General features: G+C 59.7%; 15 protein-coding genes. 12 read left to right on the top strand and 3 right to left on the bottom strand.

Translation table 11 applies throughout. The features are described from left to right. The first annotated feature begins 14 nt into the window (after positions 1-14). The 4 genes from P0111_15125 to P0111_15110 are packed head-to-tail and all read left to right on the top strand — an operon-like array spanning position 15 to position 4,241. Positions 15-1,097 (top strand): aminotransferase class V-fold PLP-dependent enzyme, encoded by a 1,083-nt coding sequence (locus P0111_15125; GenBank protein MDF0645361.1) that lies wholly within the window; start codon positions 15-17, stop codon positions 1,095-1,097. Further along, the gene (locus P0111_15120; protein ID MDF0645360.1) at positions 1,094-1,813 is read left to right on the top strand and encodes a phosphocholine cytidylyltransferase family protein; all 720 of its coding nucleotides are present in this window, start codon (positions 1,094-1,096) and stop codon (positions 1,811-1,813) included. Before P0111_15125 ends, P0111_15120 begins: the two co-directional genes overlap by 4 nt. Before the next feature lie 60 nt (positions 1,814-1,873). Beyond that, positions 1,874-3,259 carry a CDP-alcohol phosphatidyltransferase family protein gene (locus tag P0111_15115; GenBank protein ID MDF0645359.1) on the top strand — a complete coding sequence of 462 codons (1,386 nt, stop codon included), beginning with the start codon at positions 1,874-1,876 and terminating at the stop codon, positions 3,257-3,259. Further along, positions 3,252-4,241, top strand: a complete 990-nt coding sequence (locus tag P0111_15110; GenBank protein ID MDF0645358.1) for a lysylphosphatidylglycerol synthase transmembrane domain-containing protein — start codon at positions 3,252-3,254, stop codon at positions 4,239-4,241. The genes P0111_15115 and P0111_15110 overlap by 8 nt, the downstream gene beginning before the upstream one ends. Here P0111_15110 and P0111_15105 read toward each other — a convergent pair. Together P0111_15105 and P0111_15100 are read right to left on the bottom strand one after the other, a co-directional pair. Further along, positions 4,238-4,600: a PilZ domain-containing protein gene (locus P0111_15105; protein MDF0645357.1), complete on the bottom strand. Its 363-nt coding sequence runs from the start codon at positions 4,598-4,600 to the stop codon at positions 4,238-4,240. The two genes, P0111_15110 and P0111_15105, sit on opposite strands and share 4 nt — an antisense overlap. Before the next feature lie 184 nt (positions 4,601-4,784). Continuing rightward, positions 4,785-5,798, bottom strand: a complete 1,014-nt coding sequence (locus P0111_15100) for an alpha/beta hydrolase (GenBank protein ID MDF0645356.1) — start codon at positions 5,796-5,798, stop codon at positions 4,785-4,787. A gap of 278 nt (positions 5,799-6,076) precedes the next feature. Here P0111_15100 and P0111_15095 point away from each other — a divergent pair, with 278 nt between their 5' ends. The 3 genes from P0111_15095 to P0111_15085 are packed head-to-tail and all read left to right on the top strand — an operon-like array spanning position 6,077 to position 9,652. After that, entirely contained in the window at positions 6,077-8,083 is a 2,007-nt protein-coding gene (locus P0111_15095; protein ID MDF0645355.1) for a carbon starvation CstA family protein, read from the top strand. Positions 8,084-8,106: 23 nt separating this feature from the next. After that, entirely contained in the window at positions 8,107-8,604 is a 498-nt protein-coding gene (locus P0111_15090; protein ID MDF0645354.1) for a YajQ family cyclic di-GMP-binding protein, read from the top strand. Positions 8,605-8,611: 7 nt separating this feature from the next. Next, positions 8,612-9,652 (top strand): hypothetical protein, encoded by a 1,041-nt coding sequence (locus P0111_15085; protein ID MDF0645353.1) that lies wholly within the window; start codon positions 8,612-8,614, stop codon positions 9,650-9,652. 25 nt (positions 9,653-9,677) lie between these two features. Here P0111_15085 and P0111_15080 read toward each other — a convergent pair whose 3' ends face one another. Next, on the bottom strand, positions 9,678-10,748 hold the full coding sequence (locus tag P0111_15080) for a hypothetical protein (protein ID MDF0645352.1): 1,071 nt from the start codon (positions 10,746-10,748) through the stop codon (positions 9,678-9,680). A 350-nt stretch (positions 10,749-11,098) separates the two neighbouring features. Between P0111_15080 and rsmH the strand changes: the two genes are divergently transcribed. From rsmH to P0111_15055, 5 genes are read left to right on the top strand one after another with little or no spacing between them, the layout of a single operon-like run. Further along, positions 11,099-12,034 carry a 16S rRNA (cytosine(1402)-N(4))-methyltransferase RsmH gene (rsmH, locus tag P0111_15075; protein MDF0645351.1) on the top strand — a complete coding sequence of 312 codons (936 nt, stop codon included), beginning with the start codon at positions 11,099-11,101 and terminating at the stop codon, positions 12,032-12,034. Next, entirely contained in the window at positions 12,031-12,366 is a 336-nt protein-coding gene (locus tag P0111_15070) for a hypothetical protein (protein MDF0645350.1), read from the top strand. Before rsmH ends, P0111_15070 begins: the two co-directional genes overlap by 4 nt. 2 nt (positions 12,367-12,368) lie before the next feature. Continuing rightward, on the top strand, positions 12,369-14,081 hold the full coding sequence (locus P0111_15065) for a penicillin-binding protein 2 (GenBank protein ID MDF0645349.1): 1,713 nt from the start codon (positions 12,369-12,371) through the stop codon (positions 14,079-14,081). Between the two features lie 20 nt (positions 14,082-14,101). Then, positions 14,102-15,604, top strand: coding sequence for a UDP-N-acetylmuramoyl-L-alanyl-D-glutamate--2,6-diaminopimelate ligase (locus P0111_15060; protein ID MDF0645348.1), 1,503 nt, complete (start codon positions 14,102-14,104; stop codon positions 15,602-15,604). A gap of 41 nt (positions 15,605-15,645) precedes the next feature. Next, positions 15,646-17,088: a UDP-N-acetylmuramoyl-tripeptide--D-alanyl-D-alanine ligase gene (locus P0111_15055; GenBank protein ID MDF0645347.1), complete on the top strand. Its 1,443-nt coding sequence runs from the start codon at positions 15,646-15,648 to the stop codon at positions 17,086-17,088. Positions 17,089-17,104 lie beyond the last annotated feature (16 nt).

Below are 17,104 nucleotides of genomic sequence, written 5' to 3'. Positions count from 1 at the left end.
AGTAGAACCGCACCATGATGTTGTTGAATCCGGGGCCTGTGAACGTGTCCGACAGGGTCAGGCAGGCTCTCCTTCGGCAGGACATATGTCACCGGGAATCGGAATTCTCCGATCTCCTGGCCGGGATTCAATCCAAGCTGCTGAAGGCCTTCGTGCCGGGAGTGGAAGGCGACTATGCCGCCGTGCTGATCACGGGCTCCGGAACGTCTGCCGTCGAAGCCGCCGTACTGTCCTCTCTCCCGCACGGTAAACGCATGCTGGTCCTGAACAATGGAGTGTATGGCGAGCGGCTTTCCCAGATGGTGGGCATTCATCGTTTGGGCGTCTCCGAACTGAAATACGAGTGGACCGTGCCGCCGGACCCCGAGCGATTGCGGCTGGCCCTCAGACAGCATCCGGAAGTCCATGCGGTGGCGATGGTGCATCATGAGACTACGACCGGTTTGATCAATCCGGTCAAGGAAATCGCGGAGGTCGTCGACAGTCAAAACCGTGTGTTCATACTGGACGCCGTCAGCGCTTTGGGCGGTGAACCGCTCGACATCGCCGGCAATCACATCTACATGGTCGGCGGGACCGCGGGGAAGTGCATCCAGGGATTTCCGGGCGTGTCGTTTGTGCTCCTGCGTCGGGGATTCCTGGAACGGATGCGGGCGTATCCCAAGCGCTCCTGGTATCTCCATCTCACCCATTATGTGAACGATCAAGGACAAGGTATCATCCCGTTCACGCCGGCGGTGCAGCTGTATTATGCATTTGACGAGGCGCTCAATGAACTGCTGGAAGAAGGGGTCTCCCGGCGCATCCAGCGCTATAAGAAGATGGCGACGTTGATCCGAGAGCGAATGGCCAAACTCGGCCTGAAACCGGTTCTGACGCCGGATCGCCAATCCAACACGATCACCGCCTACTATCTGCCGGAGGGGTTGTCCTACCAGGTTCTCCATGATCAATTGAAGGCGCAGGGGTATGTCATCTATGCCGGTCAGGGTAATCTGGAGAACAAGATTTTTCGGGTGGCCAACATGGGAGCATTGACCGAAGCACAGTTCACGGCATTTCTCGACGCCGTGGAACGGATTTGCGCGCCCGCATGAAAGCCGTCATTCTCGCCGCCGGCGTCGGCAAGCGGCTCTGGCCTCTGACACAGCATCGCCCCAAATGTCTGATCGAGATCGGCGGCCGGAGTCTGCTTCACCGCTATCTGCGATCACTGGGAGAGGTCGGTGTGGCCCGAGCGGATATCGTCGTCGGATACAAACAGGAGATGATTCGGGCGGCCGTGGATGCCAATTCCCACGGGGTGCGGGTGAACTTCCTCGTCAATGAGCAATTCCATCGCGGCAGCATTTCTTCTCTGTGGGAGGCGCGTACGGTCTTGGACGATGACGTCGTCATTATGGATGCGGACGTGCTGTTTCATCGTGAGATCCTCCGAAGACTCGTGCAGTCCGAGTATCCCAACGCCCTGCTGATGGATGAATCGGTCAAACAGACCGGAGAAGAATGTATGGTGGTCGTCGAGGGCGGTCGCGTCGTCGCGCTGACCAAGCGTCTGCCGCTGCATTACGACTATGCGGGAGAAGGCGTCGGGTTTCTCAGGGTCAGAGCGGCGGATACTCCACATATCGTTGCATCTCTCAGGAGGTACGTGGACCGGGAAGCCTGGCAGATGGAGTACGAAGATGCGTTACTGGAATTCTTCAGGGATGTGAAAGTGGGGCATGAAAAAATCGGGGGCTTGCCCTGGACCGAGATCGATTTCGCCGAGGACGTGGAGAAAGCCGAGCGGGATGTGCTGCCGAAATTGTGATGCGCATTCATCTCGCGATTTCCTGTCGCGATGGTGCACAACCTAAGAGGACAGCCCGACATGGGCGAGAGTTTGCTTGACCAACAGGCCGATCTGCAGGGGCTCTCAACCGCCATCCTGCTCCCGTCTGTGGACCTGTCCGGGGCGCCGGTCGGCGGAGCAGTCGGGCCGCTGACGCCGATTGTGGGCATCGGCCTGTTCCAGCGCGCCGTGTTGACCTTTCAACGCGCGGGCATCCGGCAGCTGATTGTGGTAGCCGGGGTGGAGGAAGACGCGCTCAAGCAAGCTCTCGGCAAGGGACCTCGCGTGACGATCCCGGTCCGTTGGATGCCCGTTCGGGAATTTCCGTTGGATGACCCTCGGACTTGGGAAGCGTTGGCCGCTGAGGTTCGCGGCTTCTGTCTGGTGTCCGGAGCAGCCGGTATCTTTTCGCGTGAGTTGGTCGAACAGCTCCGACGGGACGTTCAGGAAGGACAGGCGATTGTCGTCGGGCTCCGGCGGCATCACCAGGGGACGATTCAGGGCGATGTCGAGTCGATCCGCCGGTTCGCGGAATCGAGCGTGGCCGAGGCAGCGGATCTGGTGGTGCTGCCGGCGAGCCTGTTGAGCGCCACAGGACCGGCGATGTGCCAGTCCGGTACCGTTCCTGTTCGTCGATGGATCGAGCAGGCGGCGGCGACCGGCCGGTTACGTGTCTTTTCGACCGACTCGAACCAGGCTCAGTGGTACCGGGCGGTACGGAACTCCCGTGACCTGCGAGCGGCCGAGAGTCAGCTGTTTGCATCGCTCAGAAGCGACCTCGAAGGCGTCGTCGACCGGTATTTCAATCGGATTCTGTCCCGAAGGTTCACACGGGTCTTTCTCGCGCTCGGGTTATCGCCGAACACTGTGACCATGCTGGCCACTTTTGTGGGTCTGGCAGCGGCGGCGGGATTTGCGAGGGGGACGTACGCCGCTGGTCTCGCCGCAGCGGTGCTCTTCCAGTTGGCTGCGGTCATCGACTGCAGCGACGGTGAAATCGCGCGGCTGACCTTCACCGAGTCGTCGTTCGGAGCCTGGCTCGACATTGCCATGGATAATGTCGTCCATATGGCGATCTTCGGAGGAATCGCCTGGGGGAGCTATATTGCCGGCTCGGGGTTCCCGTACGCTTGGGCGCCGTTAGCCTTGGGGGCTGCCGCAATTCTGGGAAATGCCCTGTCATTCGTACTGGTGGGCAAGGCCCAGAGGATCAGAGCAACGAACGGGTGGAAGAGTCTCGCGCATGCAGCGCGCTCCGAATTCATTCTGCAGAATGTGGCGAGCCGGGATTTTTCTGTCATCGTCCTGTTGTTCGCCCTCCTCGGCAAGCTGGACTGGTTTCTGTGGCTCGCGGCGATCGGATCCTTGACCTTCGCGGCGATTATGCTCTGGGTGGTTCGGTTTCCCTCGACCGGCCGTGGTTAAGCGGCTGCTTCTCGTTATCGGTCTCTTCACGCTTGCGTTTCTCGTCTGGTACATCGGCCCAACGGAGATTTACCGCGCAGTTCACAGGCTCGGTCCGGCGGCGCTCCTGTCGATTCTCGCGCCTTCACTCCTCATGTATCTGGTCGAGGGCTACGGCTGGAAGGTCGCGCTCGAGGGATCGGAACGGGTCCCATTCTGGCGTCTTTTGATGATCCGGATGGCGGGGGAAGTAGTCAACATGACTACTCCGACTGCCTACGTCGGGGGAGAGCCATTGAAGGCCTACCTCCTCCAGCGGGACGGAGTGCCCGTGGTCGAGGGGTTGGCATCCGTGGTCATCGCTAAGACCACCATGACGATCGCCCAGGTGTTGTTCATTATCGTGGGGATCGCCATCGGCCTGTGGGTTCTGGGCCCGACCGGGTCGTCCGGTCAGATCGTCACGGGCGCCATTCTGAGTGTGGGATTATTGCTTTTCGGGACGGCGGCGTTCGTGCTGGTGCAGCGGCGGGGTCTCTTCACCTGGACGCTGGAACTGATCCGGAAGCTCGGGTGGCGGTTAGAGGTTCTGGAGCGTCGGGCAGAGCAACTCCGATCGCTCGACCGGACAATCTTGAACTTCTATACGGAACGCCGGCTCATGTTCTACATCTCCACGGGGCTGTACTTACTGGGATGGCTTGCGGAAGCGATCGAAGTCTACGTCATTATCTATTGCCTCGGCGGTCCGGCCGACATGCTGTCGGCGGTTTCGATCGGCGCATTGTCGGTCTTGATCAAGGGAGGAACATTCTTCATTCCCGGAAGTCTGGGTGCCCAGGATGCAGGCAATCTGTTGCTGCTGCGGGCATTCGGCTATAGCGAGGTTGTCGGAGTCGCCTTCGCGCTCTTGCGGCGCTTTCGTGAACTGGTGTGGATCTCCGTCGGGTTGCTGTGCCTAGCGCTGATCGGCAAGCCAGGAGGGTCGACGAATGACGCCTAGGAGGTGACGCGCTCACGCTGAATGCAATGGATCCGCTCGACCATCAGATCCCACACGAAACTGTGCAGGCGAAGATTCGCGCTCCGGTCGACCTTCGTGAATTCGATTCCCGCCCGGTTGCCGTCAACCCATCGCACTTGCCCGAGATCGATGGGAAGAGATTCATGGCGATCCGGCAGAAGCAACCTGAGCGAGACGCTGCGTCCTGGAGGCATGGGCCTGTCGGTCTGCATCGTACAACCTAGAGCCGACAGATTGACGATGACGCCTTCTCCGATCGTCGAGAGCAGGCAATACATTGCTGGGTAGCTGACCGACAGACGGTAGAGCCCACGATGGTAGGGTCGGACGATGTCCATGATCGGCAGGAGTCTAATCGGTTCCCGCCACCATCGAATATTCCCCGTAAGGGGGGAGCGGACCGCTCAAGGACGGCTGGCGGCTCACGCCGGCCGATTCCACATAGAGGCCCACCGCAGGCGTAGAGGGCGACGATTTTCAGGGGCGAGATCCACCGATGCCGGCTCAAGCGAGCTCAGTCTGCTACCTGCCACCCGTTCGTTGTACGAGTCTGCGGAACTCGACCAGTTGTCTGACTTGCTCGACGATAATCTCGGGTTGGTCGAAGTTGACAAAGTGACTGCTTCGGTCTGCAAAGATCTGGCGACTGTTGGTGGAAAGCTTCAATAGATCGGCCTGGAGATTGAGCCGCATATGACGAAATCGTGAGCTATCCAATCCTTGCGGCATGTCGGGCCACCACGTCGGTCCCGTCGCAGTCACGACGATGAGTGGAAGGTCGCCGAGCCGACCCGAGCGCTTGACCTGGGACGAGGTTTCTTCCAGCGAGGCTTGCTCATCCGCCATGGTGGCGAAGTAGCGGGTTCTTGCCCAGCCGGCCCGCAACATGGGGCGGATCTCCGGAGGGGCGCGCTCCTCCTGTCTGGCAAACAGCGGCGGCAGGACATCCAACGTCAGCAGGAGCCGTGTGATCCCGAGCGTGGTGGCCGCTCCGAGGATCGGGAAAGCCGTCTTGGCTGAAGCGATGAATTTCCGGAACTCCGCTTCGTCAAACTGCCGTTCGTGGTCAGCATCGACCAATACCATCGCGACGACGTCCTCCCGGTAGGATTCGTGGTACAGCCTGGCCACGAACCCTCCGAGCGAATGGCCGACGAAAATATAGGGTCCTGATACTCTGGCGCGAGCGAGCAGGGTGTGAAGCTCATCCGCAATCCGCCGCCCCGTTCGCGGCGATGGTCCACGCTCACTCCAACCCAGTCCGGCTCGGTCATACGAGCAAATACGTGTGAGCCGGGTCAGATCGGATTGGATCTTCGTCCAATAGACCGACCAGCCGATACTCGCCGATTCGAGGACGACAGTGGGACTGCCTTCGCCCGTACAATAGAGGTGAAGCTCGTGCCCACCGACGTCAATGAGTCTTCCCGGGGGCGGATATCGTTGACTGTCCAGTGCCATGTCAACGGCTTGATACGCAGCGCCCAGCAAGATGAGCAGCAACACTGCTACGACAGAGCGAATCAGCCATCGCATCGTGTCAAATCGGTCGCCGCATGTCCGCGGGATTACCCTAGGCTTGGCGGCGAACGCTCCAAAGTCGATTGCAAAGTGGAATAAGTATAACTCTTCAGCGTACTTCTTCCACACCCAGCCTAGTGGATTCGCGTGAAAACGGAACGATCTGCGCAATCGCACACCCCTTCGGCAACCTTCCGACAAGACGGCAGAAGTTGAGCCTGATACTGAGCGTGCGAGACTCAGTGGCAATCTTCTCTCTTTTCCCTCCGAATCTTTATGGTAGGATGCCGCGAATGTCGGTCATGATGCGTGCGATCTGGATATTGCTCGCTGGACTGGGAGCAGTGGCTTTCGGTTACGTGGGCGGTCTGATCAATCCCACAGAAAAAGTGAACGGTCTCTGGCTTGTCGTGGCGGCCGCATGCCTATACGTACTGGCTTTCCGGTATTACGGGCGCTGGCTTGCCTGTCAGGTCGCAGAGTTGAATGATCGGCGGGTCACCCCTGCCGTCCGTTTGAACGACGGTGTGAATTTTCACCCGACCAACAAGTACGTCCTGTTCGGTCATCATTTCGCGGCCATCGCAGGAGCCGGGCCTCTTTTGGGGCCGGTGCTGGCGGCACAGTTCGGATTTCTTCCGGGATTTCTCTGGCTCGTCGTCGGGGCGGTGCTTGCGGGAGCGGTGCAGGACTTCATCGTTCTTGTTGCCTCGATGCGACGAAACGGCCGGTCTTTGCCGCAGATCGCGCATGACGAGTTGGGACCGATTACGGGAACGGCCACGGCCGTGGCGGTGCTCTTCATCGTGGTGGTGGCGCTGGCGGGGCTCGGCTTCGCCGTGGTGAATGCCCTCTATCACAATGCCTGGGGGACATTTACGATCGCTATGACGATTCCCATCGGATTCGTGATGGGATTCTACCTCCATAGGCTTCGCCCGGGGGCCGTTGCGGAGGTGACCGTCCTGGGGGTCGGGCTCCTGATTCTGGCCGTGCTGGGCGGCCGCATGGTTGCCCAGTCGGTGTATGCATGGATGTTTGAACTCGACAAGGTCACGCTCATTTGGTTCCTTGCCGGCTACGGGCTCTTGGCCTCGGTGCTGCCGGGCTGGATGTTGCTTGTACCGCGCGGGTATCTCTCCACGTTCATGAAGCTCGGGGTCGTGTTTCTTCTGGGCTTCGGCGTTATCCTCATGGCGCCTATCATCGAAATGCCGCGGGTGACGAGATTTGCGCTCGGAGGCGGGCCGATCATTCCCGGCTCGCTGTTCCCCTTCTTATTTATCACGATTGCATGTGGTGCGGTCTCAGGGTTCCATTCCCTGGTATCGTCCGGAACCACTCCGAAGATGATCGAGCATGAATCGCATGCGATGGTGGGGTACGGAGCCATGCTTCTAGAGAGCTTCGTCGGCGTGATGGCGCTCATCGCAGCGTCGGTCCTGATTCCTGGAGACTATCTGGCGATCAACACGACACTTTCTGCCGATGCGCTGACGGCGATGGGGTTTGCGCCAGTACACATTGCTGAACTCGCTCGCTTGGTGGGAACAGAGATCGAAGGGCGCCCGGGTGGGGCAGTGTCGTTGGCCGTGGGTATGGCGTCGATCTTCGCCGCCCTGCCTGGCATGGGCGGTCTGATGGCATACTGGTATCAGTTCGCGCTAGTCTTTGAGGCGCTGTTCATCCTGACGACCATCGATACAGGAACGCGGGTCGCACGCTATCTTGTGCAGGAGATGATGGGTCGGGTATACGCTCCGTTCCGACAAATGAACTGGTGGCCCGGGGCTTTTGCAACGAGTGTTATCGTGGTGGGTGCTTGGGCCTACCTGATTGGGACCGGGAATATTTCTACAATCTGGCCGATGTTCGGCGCGGCCAATCAACTCCTGGGCACGCTGGCGCTCTGCATCGGTACCACAGTTCTCATTAAAATGTGGAAGTCACCATATCTCTGGGTGACGGCTGTGCCGATGTGCTTTGTGGGCGTCGTCACCCTCAGCGGCTCGTACGAACTGTTTGGAATGTTTTTGGGCAAAGCGGGAAAGGTCGCAGGAGGTGAGGCATTCTCTCTGTATCTGGACGCGGTGCTTGTCGTGGCGGTCGCAAGCTTGGGCCTCATCGTCCTGGGGGATAGCTTCAGGCAGTGGTACGGATACGTGATTCGGAAGAAGCCGTTTACGAGCAGCGAGGTCATCGTCATGGCAGGTGGAGGCACTGCGAGGAGGGTGCAGCCGGCTATTCAGGATGAGGACGTCCGGCGCGGCTTTAACCTCCCGTTCGGCGGCTGCTGCTGACATTGAAGTGAGAGGAGGCGCACGTGGCTGATCAGTTCTCGTTTGACGTCGTCTCGGAGGTCGATATGCAGGAACTCAAGAACGCCCTTGACCAGGCGACGAAAGAGATCAAGCAACGGTTTGATTTCAAGGATTCCAAGACCGAGATTCTGCTGAAGGAAAAGGAGATGGAGCTGGTGGTCGTCTCGGACGACGAGTACAAGCTGACCGCGGTCCAGGAAATCATCAAGGTGAAGTGCGTGAAGCGCGGAGTCTCCTTACGAGCGTTTACGCATGGGAGCGTCGAGCCGGCCCTCAGCGGGACGGTTCGGCAGGTGTCGAAGATCCAAAGTGGCCTGGCCACGGACAAAGCGAAAGAGATTGCCAAGTCGATCAAGGAGTCGAAGCTCAAAGTGCAGGCTCAGATTCAAGGGGAGCAAGTGCGGATCCTCGGCAAGAGCAAGGATGAGTTGCAGGGGGCCATCGCGTTCCTCAGGGGAAAAGACTTCGGGATCGATCTCCGGTTTACGAACTATCGGTGACCAGGAGGTGCCGCGCCTCTCCACCATACGTACCTGCCTCCTGCTGCTCTTCCTCGTCGTATGTGAAGGGTGCGATCGCAGTGATCCGATCGTCCTTATCCAACTCCATCCGACGAATCCGGACATTATGTACGTGGCGACGAACGACTATATTTACAAGACGCGCGATGGAGGACGGACTTGGGTTAACCTGTCGCAAGGCATGAGTCATTCACGCGTCATTTCAATGGCCGTGGATCCGACGTACCCGGCGACCGTCTACGCAGGGACGAAAGGGGACGCCGTGTTCAAGAGTCATGACGGCGGACAGCGCTGGACTTCGATGCGTTCCGGGTTGGACGACGCCACGATTTCCTCGGTCGTGAATCAGTTCGTGTTCGATCCGGCGGACAGCAATCACATCTATCTCGCCACGACGATGGGCGTGTTTGAGACGAACAACGGCGGGGACAGCTGGATCAAGAAAATGGAGGGGATGAAGGAAGTCCTGATGGTGGTGACGCTCGGTATGGATGCCTCGAGGCCGGAGATCCTGTACGCCGGTACGAGCGGCGGGGTCTATAAAACCGCGAACAAGGCGGCCCGTTGGGACAAGGTCAACAACGGGCTGGTGGCGCCCGGTATGGTCAAGACTTCGCGCGCGCTCAATGTGACCGCGGTTGTGGTCGATCCGTTCGCATCGGACACGATTTATGCCGCGACGTTGGCAGGGCTTTACAGAACGACCGACGGAGCGAAGTCTTGGGCACGAATCGGAGAATCGCTCGCCGATCAAATGATTATCGCCATGATTCTGGACCGGTCGAAGCAGGGGGTCATCTACCTTGCTGGACGCGACGGAGTCCATCGAAGCGAGGACGGCGGGTTGACCTGGCGAACAATGAACCAAGGGCTTGCCACCACCAACGTCCGATGCATTGTCCAGAGTTCGACCGATCCGAGAGTATTCTATGCTGGAACCAACGGCAGCGGCCTCTATCGGAGCGGAGACGGCGGGGAGACCTGGGGAGGCATGCCGGCGATCATGCCGGACAGAGGTCGGCAATGAGCGAAGGAGGTTGGAGAGAAGTGCCTCACTGGGGAGATGTTCCGCGATTCTGAAGGCTTGACCCGACGGACGAGCCACCTAAGGTGGAGCCGATCGTGCTGTCGCTGATTCCTGAGCCGATCGTGGACCCTCCCAGGGTAGATCCGACCGTGGAGTCCGAAAGACTTGATCCCACGGAAGACGGGCGAAGGCTGGAGCCGACCGCGGACTGATCCGTATTCAAAGTGGATTCGCCTACGGCGGCCCCGGCGCGTCCCGTCGTTCCGATTTCGAATCCCACCGGTCCGGTCGCCCCGATGTCGAGGCCGGTTTTGGGGGTGACTCCGAAGTCCGCTCCGGTCGTGCCTCCTCTGCCGATGTCGCTTCCGGTTTTCGGCGTCATGCCGATTCCTGTTCCCACCGACGGGCTCGCTCCGATTCCCGTACCGGTCTTGGGGGCGGCCTGAGCCGGGCGAGGTTGAAAATCGCGCTGAATGGCATCCTCGATCTCGTGAATCTTGCGGGAGTTGCTCGCCGCTGTGTCGGAATTTCCATTGGCCAGCCGCTCCCGCGTTCTCGCAATCTCGTCGAGCTGCGCATGAAGTTTTTTCAGGTCAGCGCGCGCCTGCGCAACCGGAGGAATCAGTTCGCCGATCGTCCATCCGCGTACCTTAATCTGTTCGCTGAAAAGCCCTGACTGTGCAAGGGCGAGCAACTCGTTGACCTCGTCTCCCATCGCCTCCACCGCTTCCAGTTCAGCGAGATCGGTCTTGCAGCAGGCGAGAAATTTGTTGTAGCGCTGAAGAAACGAAGCGACCTCCGCTTCAATGTTGTCGACTTTCAGCTGTCGACCCAGGGTGCGACCGGTCGTCTCAGTCTGTCCGGTTCCCTCGGTTTTCTCTACCAGCGGTACGCAAGGTCCCTCGGTCGCCCCTTTCCCTTGTGACGCTCGCAACTGTTGATCGGCCGGCCGCCCTGCGCAAAATTCCATGGGTGGCGCTGCGAATGCGTCCTGGCCACACGGCAGGAGGGGGGCCAAAATCAACAGGACGGCTGCGAGTCTGGCGTGTCCGCCTGTCGAGACGGTTGCCTGGTCGAGAACAGGGATGATCATCATGGTCGCAGTGTCTCGTTCGATCTCGAATCTGTCAAGGAGTTGGCGGATTCATCGCAGTGCTCGGTTCGATGATCCCAGGCATCACGGTGACCTGTCCGCCAATACCGAGTCAAAATGCCGCAGGAGGGTCCTCCTCTCTGATCACGTCCTGTTTCCCTCGCACATGGCCGCTTCGACGGGCAGGCTTCAAATGGATCTCTTGTGGGCTCCATAATAAGGTATACGAATATAACGCTCGTCGGGCGCGTGTAAGAGTGAAAAACTACTTACGGGACGCAGGTGTATAAGTCTCTGAATTTCTGTTGACAACACTTTTGGCTGGAGTATACTCCGCCGAAGAGTGGGAGAAAGTGGGTGAACCTGGAATCAGGACATTTTCTGAATCATTGAGGCATGTTCCGGTCATGCCGACTGAGATCTTGTTTTGGCTAAGACCCAGCCCAGATACTGTCGTGCTTGATTGTACGGTGGGTTATTGTGGGCATGCTGCAAGTATCCTGGGATCGAGTGCACCCACTGGACGACTGATCGGAATTGATCGTGATCCTCGCGCGATTTACGCCTCTGAAGCGCAACTATGTCGCTTCGGGGGACGACTCGAATTGGTCAGGGGACACTTTGTCGATTTGAAACGGCATCTCGCCGACCGCGGCGTCTTGAAAGTGAGCGGTGTGCTATTCGATCTCGGCGTGTCGTCTCCCCAGCTTGATGAGCCCGCGCGCGGTTTTAGTTTTCAGGCGAGTGGCCCACTCGACATGCGGATGGATCAGTCCGTTGGAAGAACCGCAGCGGAAATCGTCAACCATGCGGATGAAGCGGACCTCGCCAGGATGATCTTTGAGTTCGGAGAAGAGCGGTTCTCCCGGCGGATCGCCAGAGCGATCGTCCGGGACCGAATGCGAAAGCCGCTGGAAACGACCGAAGAGCTGGTCTCGACCATCGAAGGCGCGGTTCCTGTTCCGTATCGGCGAGGCCGCCTCCATTGTGCTACACGGACGTTTCAGGCGCTTCGAATCGCGGTCAATGAAGAGCTTGACTATCTGGAGCGTGCGTTGCGCGAAGCCGCAGATGTGCTGGAGCCGGGAGGACGGCTTTGCGTGCTCTCGTTCCACTCGCTTGAAGATCGCATCGTCAAGCGTACTTTCCGTTCATTGTCCGACACGCAACTGACCATCAGAACGAAGAAGCCGCTACGGCCCACGCAGGAAGAGATGGCTCACAATCCACGGTCCAGGAGCGCGAAGCTTCGCGTCGCGGAACGAACTCACGAGGTGACATCATCATGAAGGCGACGATGATGCTGTTGGGTCTGGGTTTGATCTTTCTCTTCGTCTGGGAACGGGTGGATGTCGTCCGCCTGGGTTATCAGATCGAGCGATTGAAGGCTCAGAAAATCCTGTTGATCCGCGAGCGAGATCAACTCCAGGTAAGAGTATCTGCGCTTGCCGCTCCTGAGCGGATCGCCAAGGTGGCCACGGAGAAGCTCGGGTTGCTTCCTCCTCAGCAGGGCCAGGTCTTTCTGGTCCGTCAGCAGCCGGAAGCGCCGATGCCGGAATCGCCGGTCGTCGCGCAAATTCGAGTCGCTCGCAACCATCAGCGGCCGGGGTTGGGAGAATAGTGATGGGCGTGCTTTCCCGGAGACGGTACGTCACGCTGTGTCTGCTCTTCTTGGGGTTCTGCGGGATTCTGGCTAGGTTGGTATCTCTGCAAGTTCTGCAGGCTGCGGAATTGACGGCAAGAGCAGACCGACAGCACCAAAAGAGCGTCACCTTCGAAGGAGCGAGAGGTTCAGTGACGGACCGCCACGGGAAGGTGCTCGCCATGAACATGGAGGTGCCGTCGGTCTTCGGGGTGCCGGCCGCGCTGGAAAGCCCGTCTCGAGCGGCGCGGTATCTGTCCCCCGTTCTTCACGTTCGCCGCGATGAGCTTGAACGGAAGTTGCGTCAGGACAAAAGCTTCGTGTGGCTGGCCCGCAAAGTGGAACTTGAGCAAGGCCAACGCCTGGAGCGCCTGTCTTTGGATGGCATCGGTGTGGTCATGGAGGGGCGCCGCTTCTATCCTAAGGGCCCGCTGCTTTCCCATGTCCTCGGATTCGCTGGTATGGATGGACAGGGACTGGAAGGATTGGAGCACCGATATGAAAGTCAACTCCACGGCGAGAAGCGCGTCACCATTCTCCAGCGTGACGCCTTGGGCCGCACGGTCTTTCCGAAGGGATTGGCCGAGAAACCTCCGACCCCGGGCAGTGCGCTCACGTTGACCATCGACGAAGTGATTCAATACATCGCCGAGAAGGAGATCGAGGAAGCCGTCACCCGCGCCCATGCCAAGGGAGGTGCCATCATCGTGATGGAGCCCCAGACGGGAGCCATCCTGGCCATGGCCGTCAATCCGCGGTTCGACCCGAATGCCGTCGGCGCGTTGACGCCGGATCGCTGGCGTAACCGCGCACTGACCGATGTATATGAGCCCGGCTCCACGATGAAGGTGATTCTCGCGGCGGCGGCTCTTGAAGAGAAGGTCATGATGCCCGGCACCATGATATTTGGGGAGAACGGTCGAATGGCCGTCGCCAACACGGTGATCCACGATCACGAAAAAATGGGATGGATGACCTTTGCCCAAATGATCCAAAAATCCAGCAACATCGGCGCGGCGAAAACAGGAATGGCGTTGGGTGAACAGCGGTTCTTTCGGTATCTCCGGGCCTTCGGCTTCGGCCAGCGAACCGACATCGATCTGCCGGGAGAGGCCGGCGGACTGCTCAAAATCCCCAAAGACTGGGGGCGTCGATCCTTGGCTTCGATTTCCATGGGGCAGGAAATCGGCGTTACCCCCTTGCAATTGGTGTCCGCCGTCGCGGCCATCGCCAATCATGGTGTCATGATGAAGCCGTATGTGGTGTCGGAGATCAGAGATGCGAAAGGTTCGCTCCAGAAAGAAATCATGCCGCAAGCGAAACGGCGGGTTGTGTCTCCTGAAACCGCTAGAACGCTGACGGCGGTACTGGAAGGGGTTGTGACGGATGGAACTGGGGCGAAGGCGGCCATTCCGGGCTTTCGCGTGGCGGGCAAAACCGGCACGGCGCAGAAGATCGATCCGAAAACCGGGACGTATTCTAGTACGCAGCTGATCGCCTCGTTCGTCGGGTATGTGCCGGCTGATGCTCCGCGCTTGGCGATGATCGTCGTCATCGACGAGCCCCAGGGCGAATCCTGGGGAGGTGTGGTCTCTGCTCCGGTGTTCCGGCGGGTGGGCGAACAGGTTCTGACCTATCTGGGTGTCTCACGAGACGATCAAATCAAAATCGCCTCGGCAGCGACGTATGACTGATGGACGCAAGGAGCCCCTTTATGACGGCGGAGGACCTGGTCGCGGCTGCACGAGGGCAGATGGAGATCGTCGGGCAACGCGGCGACCTGCAGGTACCGATCGTCATGGTGACGGATGATTCGCGGGCCGTGGTGTCCGGCAGTCTGTTCGTGGCGGTCAAGGGGGAGCGGGTCGACGGCCACGAGTTCGTCGCGAAGGCCTTGCATGGCGGCGCCGTGGCGGTGATCGCGCAATCCTCCGTCGAGACAGGCGGCACTCCACTCGTCCGTGTCGCCGACTCTCGAAAGGCACTCGGTATCCTCGGTAGTTGCTTCTACGGGGATCCGTCGTCGAAATTGACGATGGTCGGGGTAACCGGGACCAATGGGAAAACGACGACGACCTATTTGTGCAAAGGGTTGCTCGAAGGCATCGGGCGAAAGGTCGGCTTAATCGGCACGGTCGCCTACCAAATCGGAGAGGAAGCCATCGCGGCGTCGCACACGACTCCGGGCGCTCTCACATTGCAGAGTCTCTTAGCCAGGATGCTCAAGGCAGGGCTGAATACCGTCGTAATGGAAGTTTCATCTCATGCCTTGGCCTTGGATCGCACCGCCGGCTGCGAGTACGACGCGGCCGTCTTCACGAATTTGACACAGGACCATCTGGATTTTCATACAACGATGGAAGAGTACTTCCAGGCCAAGTTGCGGCTCTTTACGGAACTGGGGCACGGAAGAAAATCTGGCCAGCGCGCGGTGGTCAACATGGACGATCCTCGCGGACCCCAGGTCCGTGCCGCCTGTCGAGTGCCGGTCTGGGGCTACGGCATGACCGGAACCCCGGAACTCAAGGCTGAGCGGATCCGGCTGTCCCTCGCCGGCACGAGCTTTACCGTGGGGACTCCGGCCGGGACGTTTCCCGTGGAGAGCCGATTGGTCGGCGAGCACAACGTCTACAACCTGCTAGGGGCGATCGGTGTTGCGTTGCACGCCGGGGCGACCTGCGACGAGGTGCGCGAGGCAGTCATGCAGGTCAACAATGTCCCGGGGCGTTTCGAGCGGGTGTCTGCTGGTCAGGACTTCACCGTGGTCGTGGATTACGCTCATACAGAAGACGCGCTGCGGCGACTGTTGGCAGCGGCACACGAACTCAAGATTCATCGAATCATCACGGTGTTCGGATGCGGCGGAGACCGTGATCGAGGAAAGCGTCCGAAGATGGGACGCGCGGCGGTTGAATACAGCGATGTCGTCATCCTGACGTCCGACAACCCGCGCACCGAAGATCCCCTGGCGATCCTGCGCGAAGTTGAGGTGGGCGTCCATGAGGCGCTCCAGCGGCGAAAGCACGTGGAATACCATCTTGTTGCCGATCGGCGTGAGGCGATCGCCGCAGCGATCCGTATGGCCGGTTCAGGGGATATGGTTCTGATCGCCGGCAAGGGCCACGAGGATTATCAGATCATCGGAACGACGAAGATTCATTTCGACGATCGCGAGGTCGCACGAGAAGCCATCCGGCAGTTGAGGAATTGCGCGTGAACGTCCAGCATGGTGGACGATGGAGAGGTGAGGCTCCACCGATGACCCTTTTTACGATTGAAGAGCTGAGGGAGGTCATCAGCGTCAAGGTCCTGGCCGGCGAGGCCGCTCCGTCGGCCAAGCGACGGATCAGGAACATCAGCACCGATTCAAGATCGATCAGGCGCGGGGATCTGTTCGTGGCTTTGCAGGGCGAACGGTTCGACGGTCATGAGTTTGTGGCTGCGGCCTTCGCGCAAGGCGCGATCGGAGCCATCGTGCACGACCAATACCGACCTGCGGCCTCCAAACGTCGGGACAGTCGATCTGTCCCCTTTCTGTTGGGAGTTCGCGACCCGCTGTTCGCCTATCAGCAATTGGCGATGCATCACCGGAGCCGGTTCGAGATTCCGGTGGTGGCCGTGACGGGCAGCAACGGCAAGACGACGACCAAGGAGATGACCGCCGCGGTGCTGGGCCGGCGATGGCGGACGCTGAAAACCGAAGGCAACTACAACAATCGGATCGGAGTCCCTCATACGCTGTTCCGGTTGACGCGCCGGCATCAAGCAGCGGTCGTTGAAATGGGTGTGGACGCACGCGGGCAGACGACGCGATTGGGCGAGATCGTCCGTCCCACGATCGGCATCATCACCAACATCGGCCCAGATCATCTAGAGTTCTTCGGGAGCATGGAGGGATCGGCCCAGGCCAAGGCGGAGCTGCTGGACTTGCTTCCCGTGGACGGTACGGTCGTCCTGAACGCAGACGATCCCTATTTCGACTATTTGGCCTCGCGCGCTCGTTCTCGCGTTGTGTCCTTCGGGCTGTCGGAGAAGGCAGACGTGCGCGCCGCGCGGGTGGCGTTCGATGTCAGGAGCGGAACCAGATTCGAACTGCTGCTGCCGGGCAGGGAGCGTCCCGTCGGCGTGACCATGAAGGTTCACGGTGCCCATAACGTGCTCAACGCCCTCTCAGCCGCTGCGACCGGCCTTGCATTGAATCTATCGGGCACAACCATTTCGGAAGGGTTGGCCGCGTTCCGTCCGGCCGCGATGCGCTCGCAGGTCGTCGCGCATCATGGCGTTCAGATCATCAACGACTGCTACAACGCCAATCCCGCTTCAATGAAAGCCGCAATCGAACTTTTGTCGAAGTGGACTCCGGCCCGGGCCCGCGTAGCGGTACTGGGAGACATGCTGGAACTCGGAACGCAAACCCAAGCGTTGCATCGCGAGGTCGGGGCGTTTCTGGCCGGTCGAGAGGTGACCCGCTTGATCGCGTGCGGGTCCTTGGGACGGGAGATTGCCGAGGGAGCCAGGCAGGGCGGCATGCCCGGAGCGGCCACCACCGAGGTCGCGGATGCCGCAACCGCCGCCGATCTCCTCGTGGCTGAGGTTCGGCAGGGTGACGTTGTGTTGGTCAAAGCCTCGCGCGGCATGAAGATGGAGCAGGTCGTCCAAAGACTGACGGGTATGAGAGCGATGACGAAAGAAGCGTCGTAGGAGCTGAAGGTCCGTT

The organism is Nitrospira sp. (assembly GCA_029194535.1).
In the GTDB taxonomy this organism is placed as follows: Bacteria; Nitrospirota; Nitrospiria; order Nitrospirales; family Nitrospiraceae; genus Nitrospira_C.
This window is presented reverse-complemented; position numbering and strand designations above follow the sequence as displayed.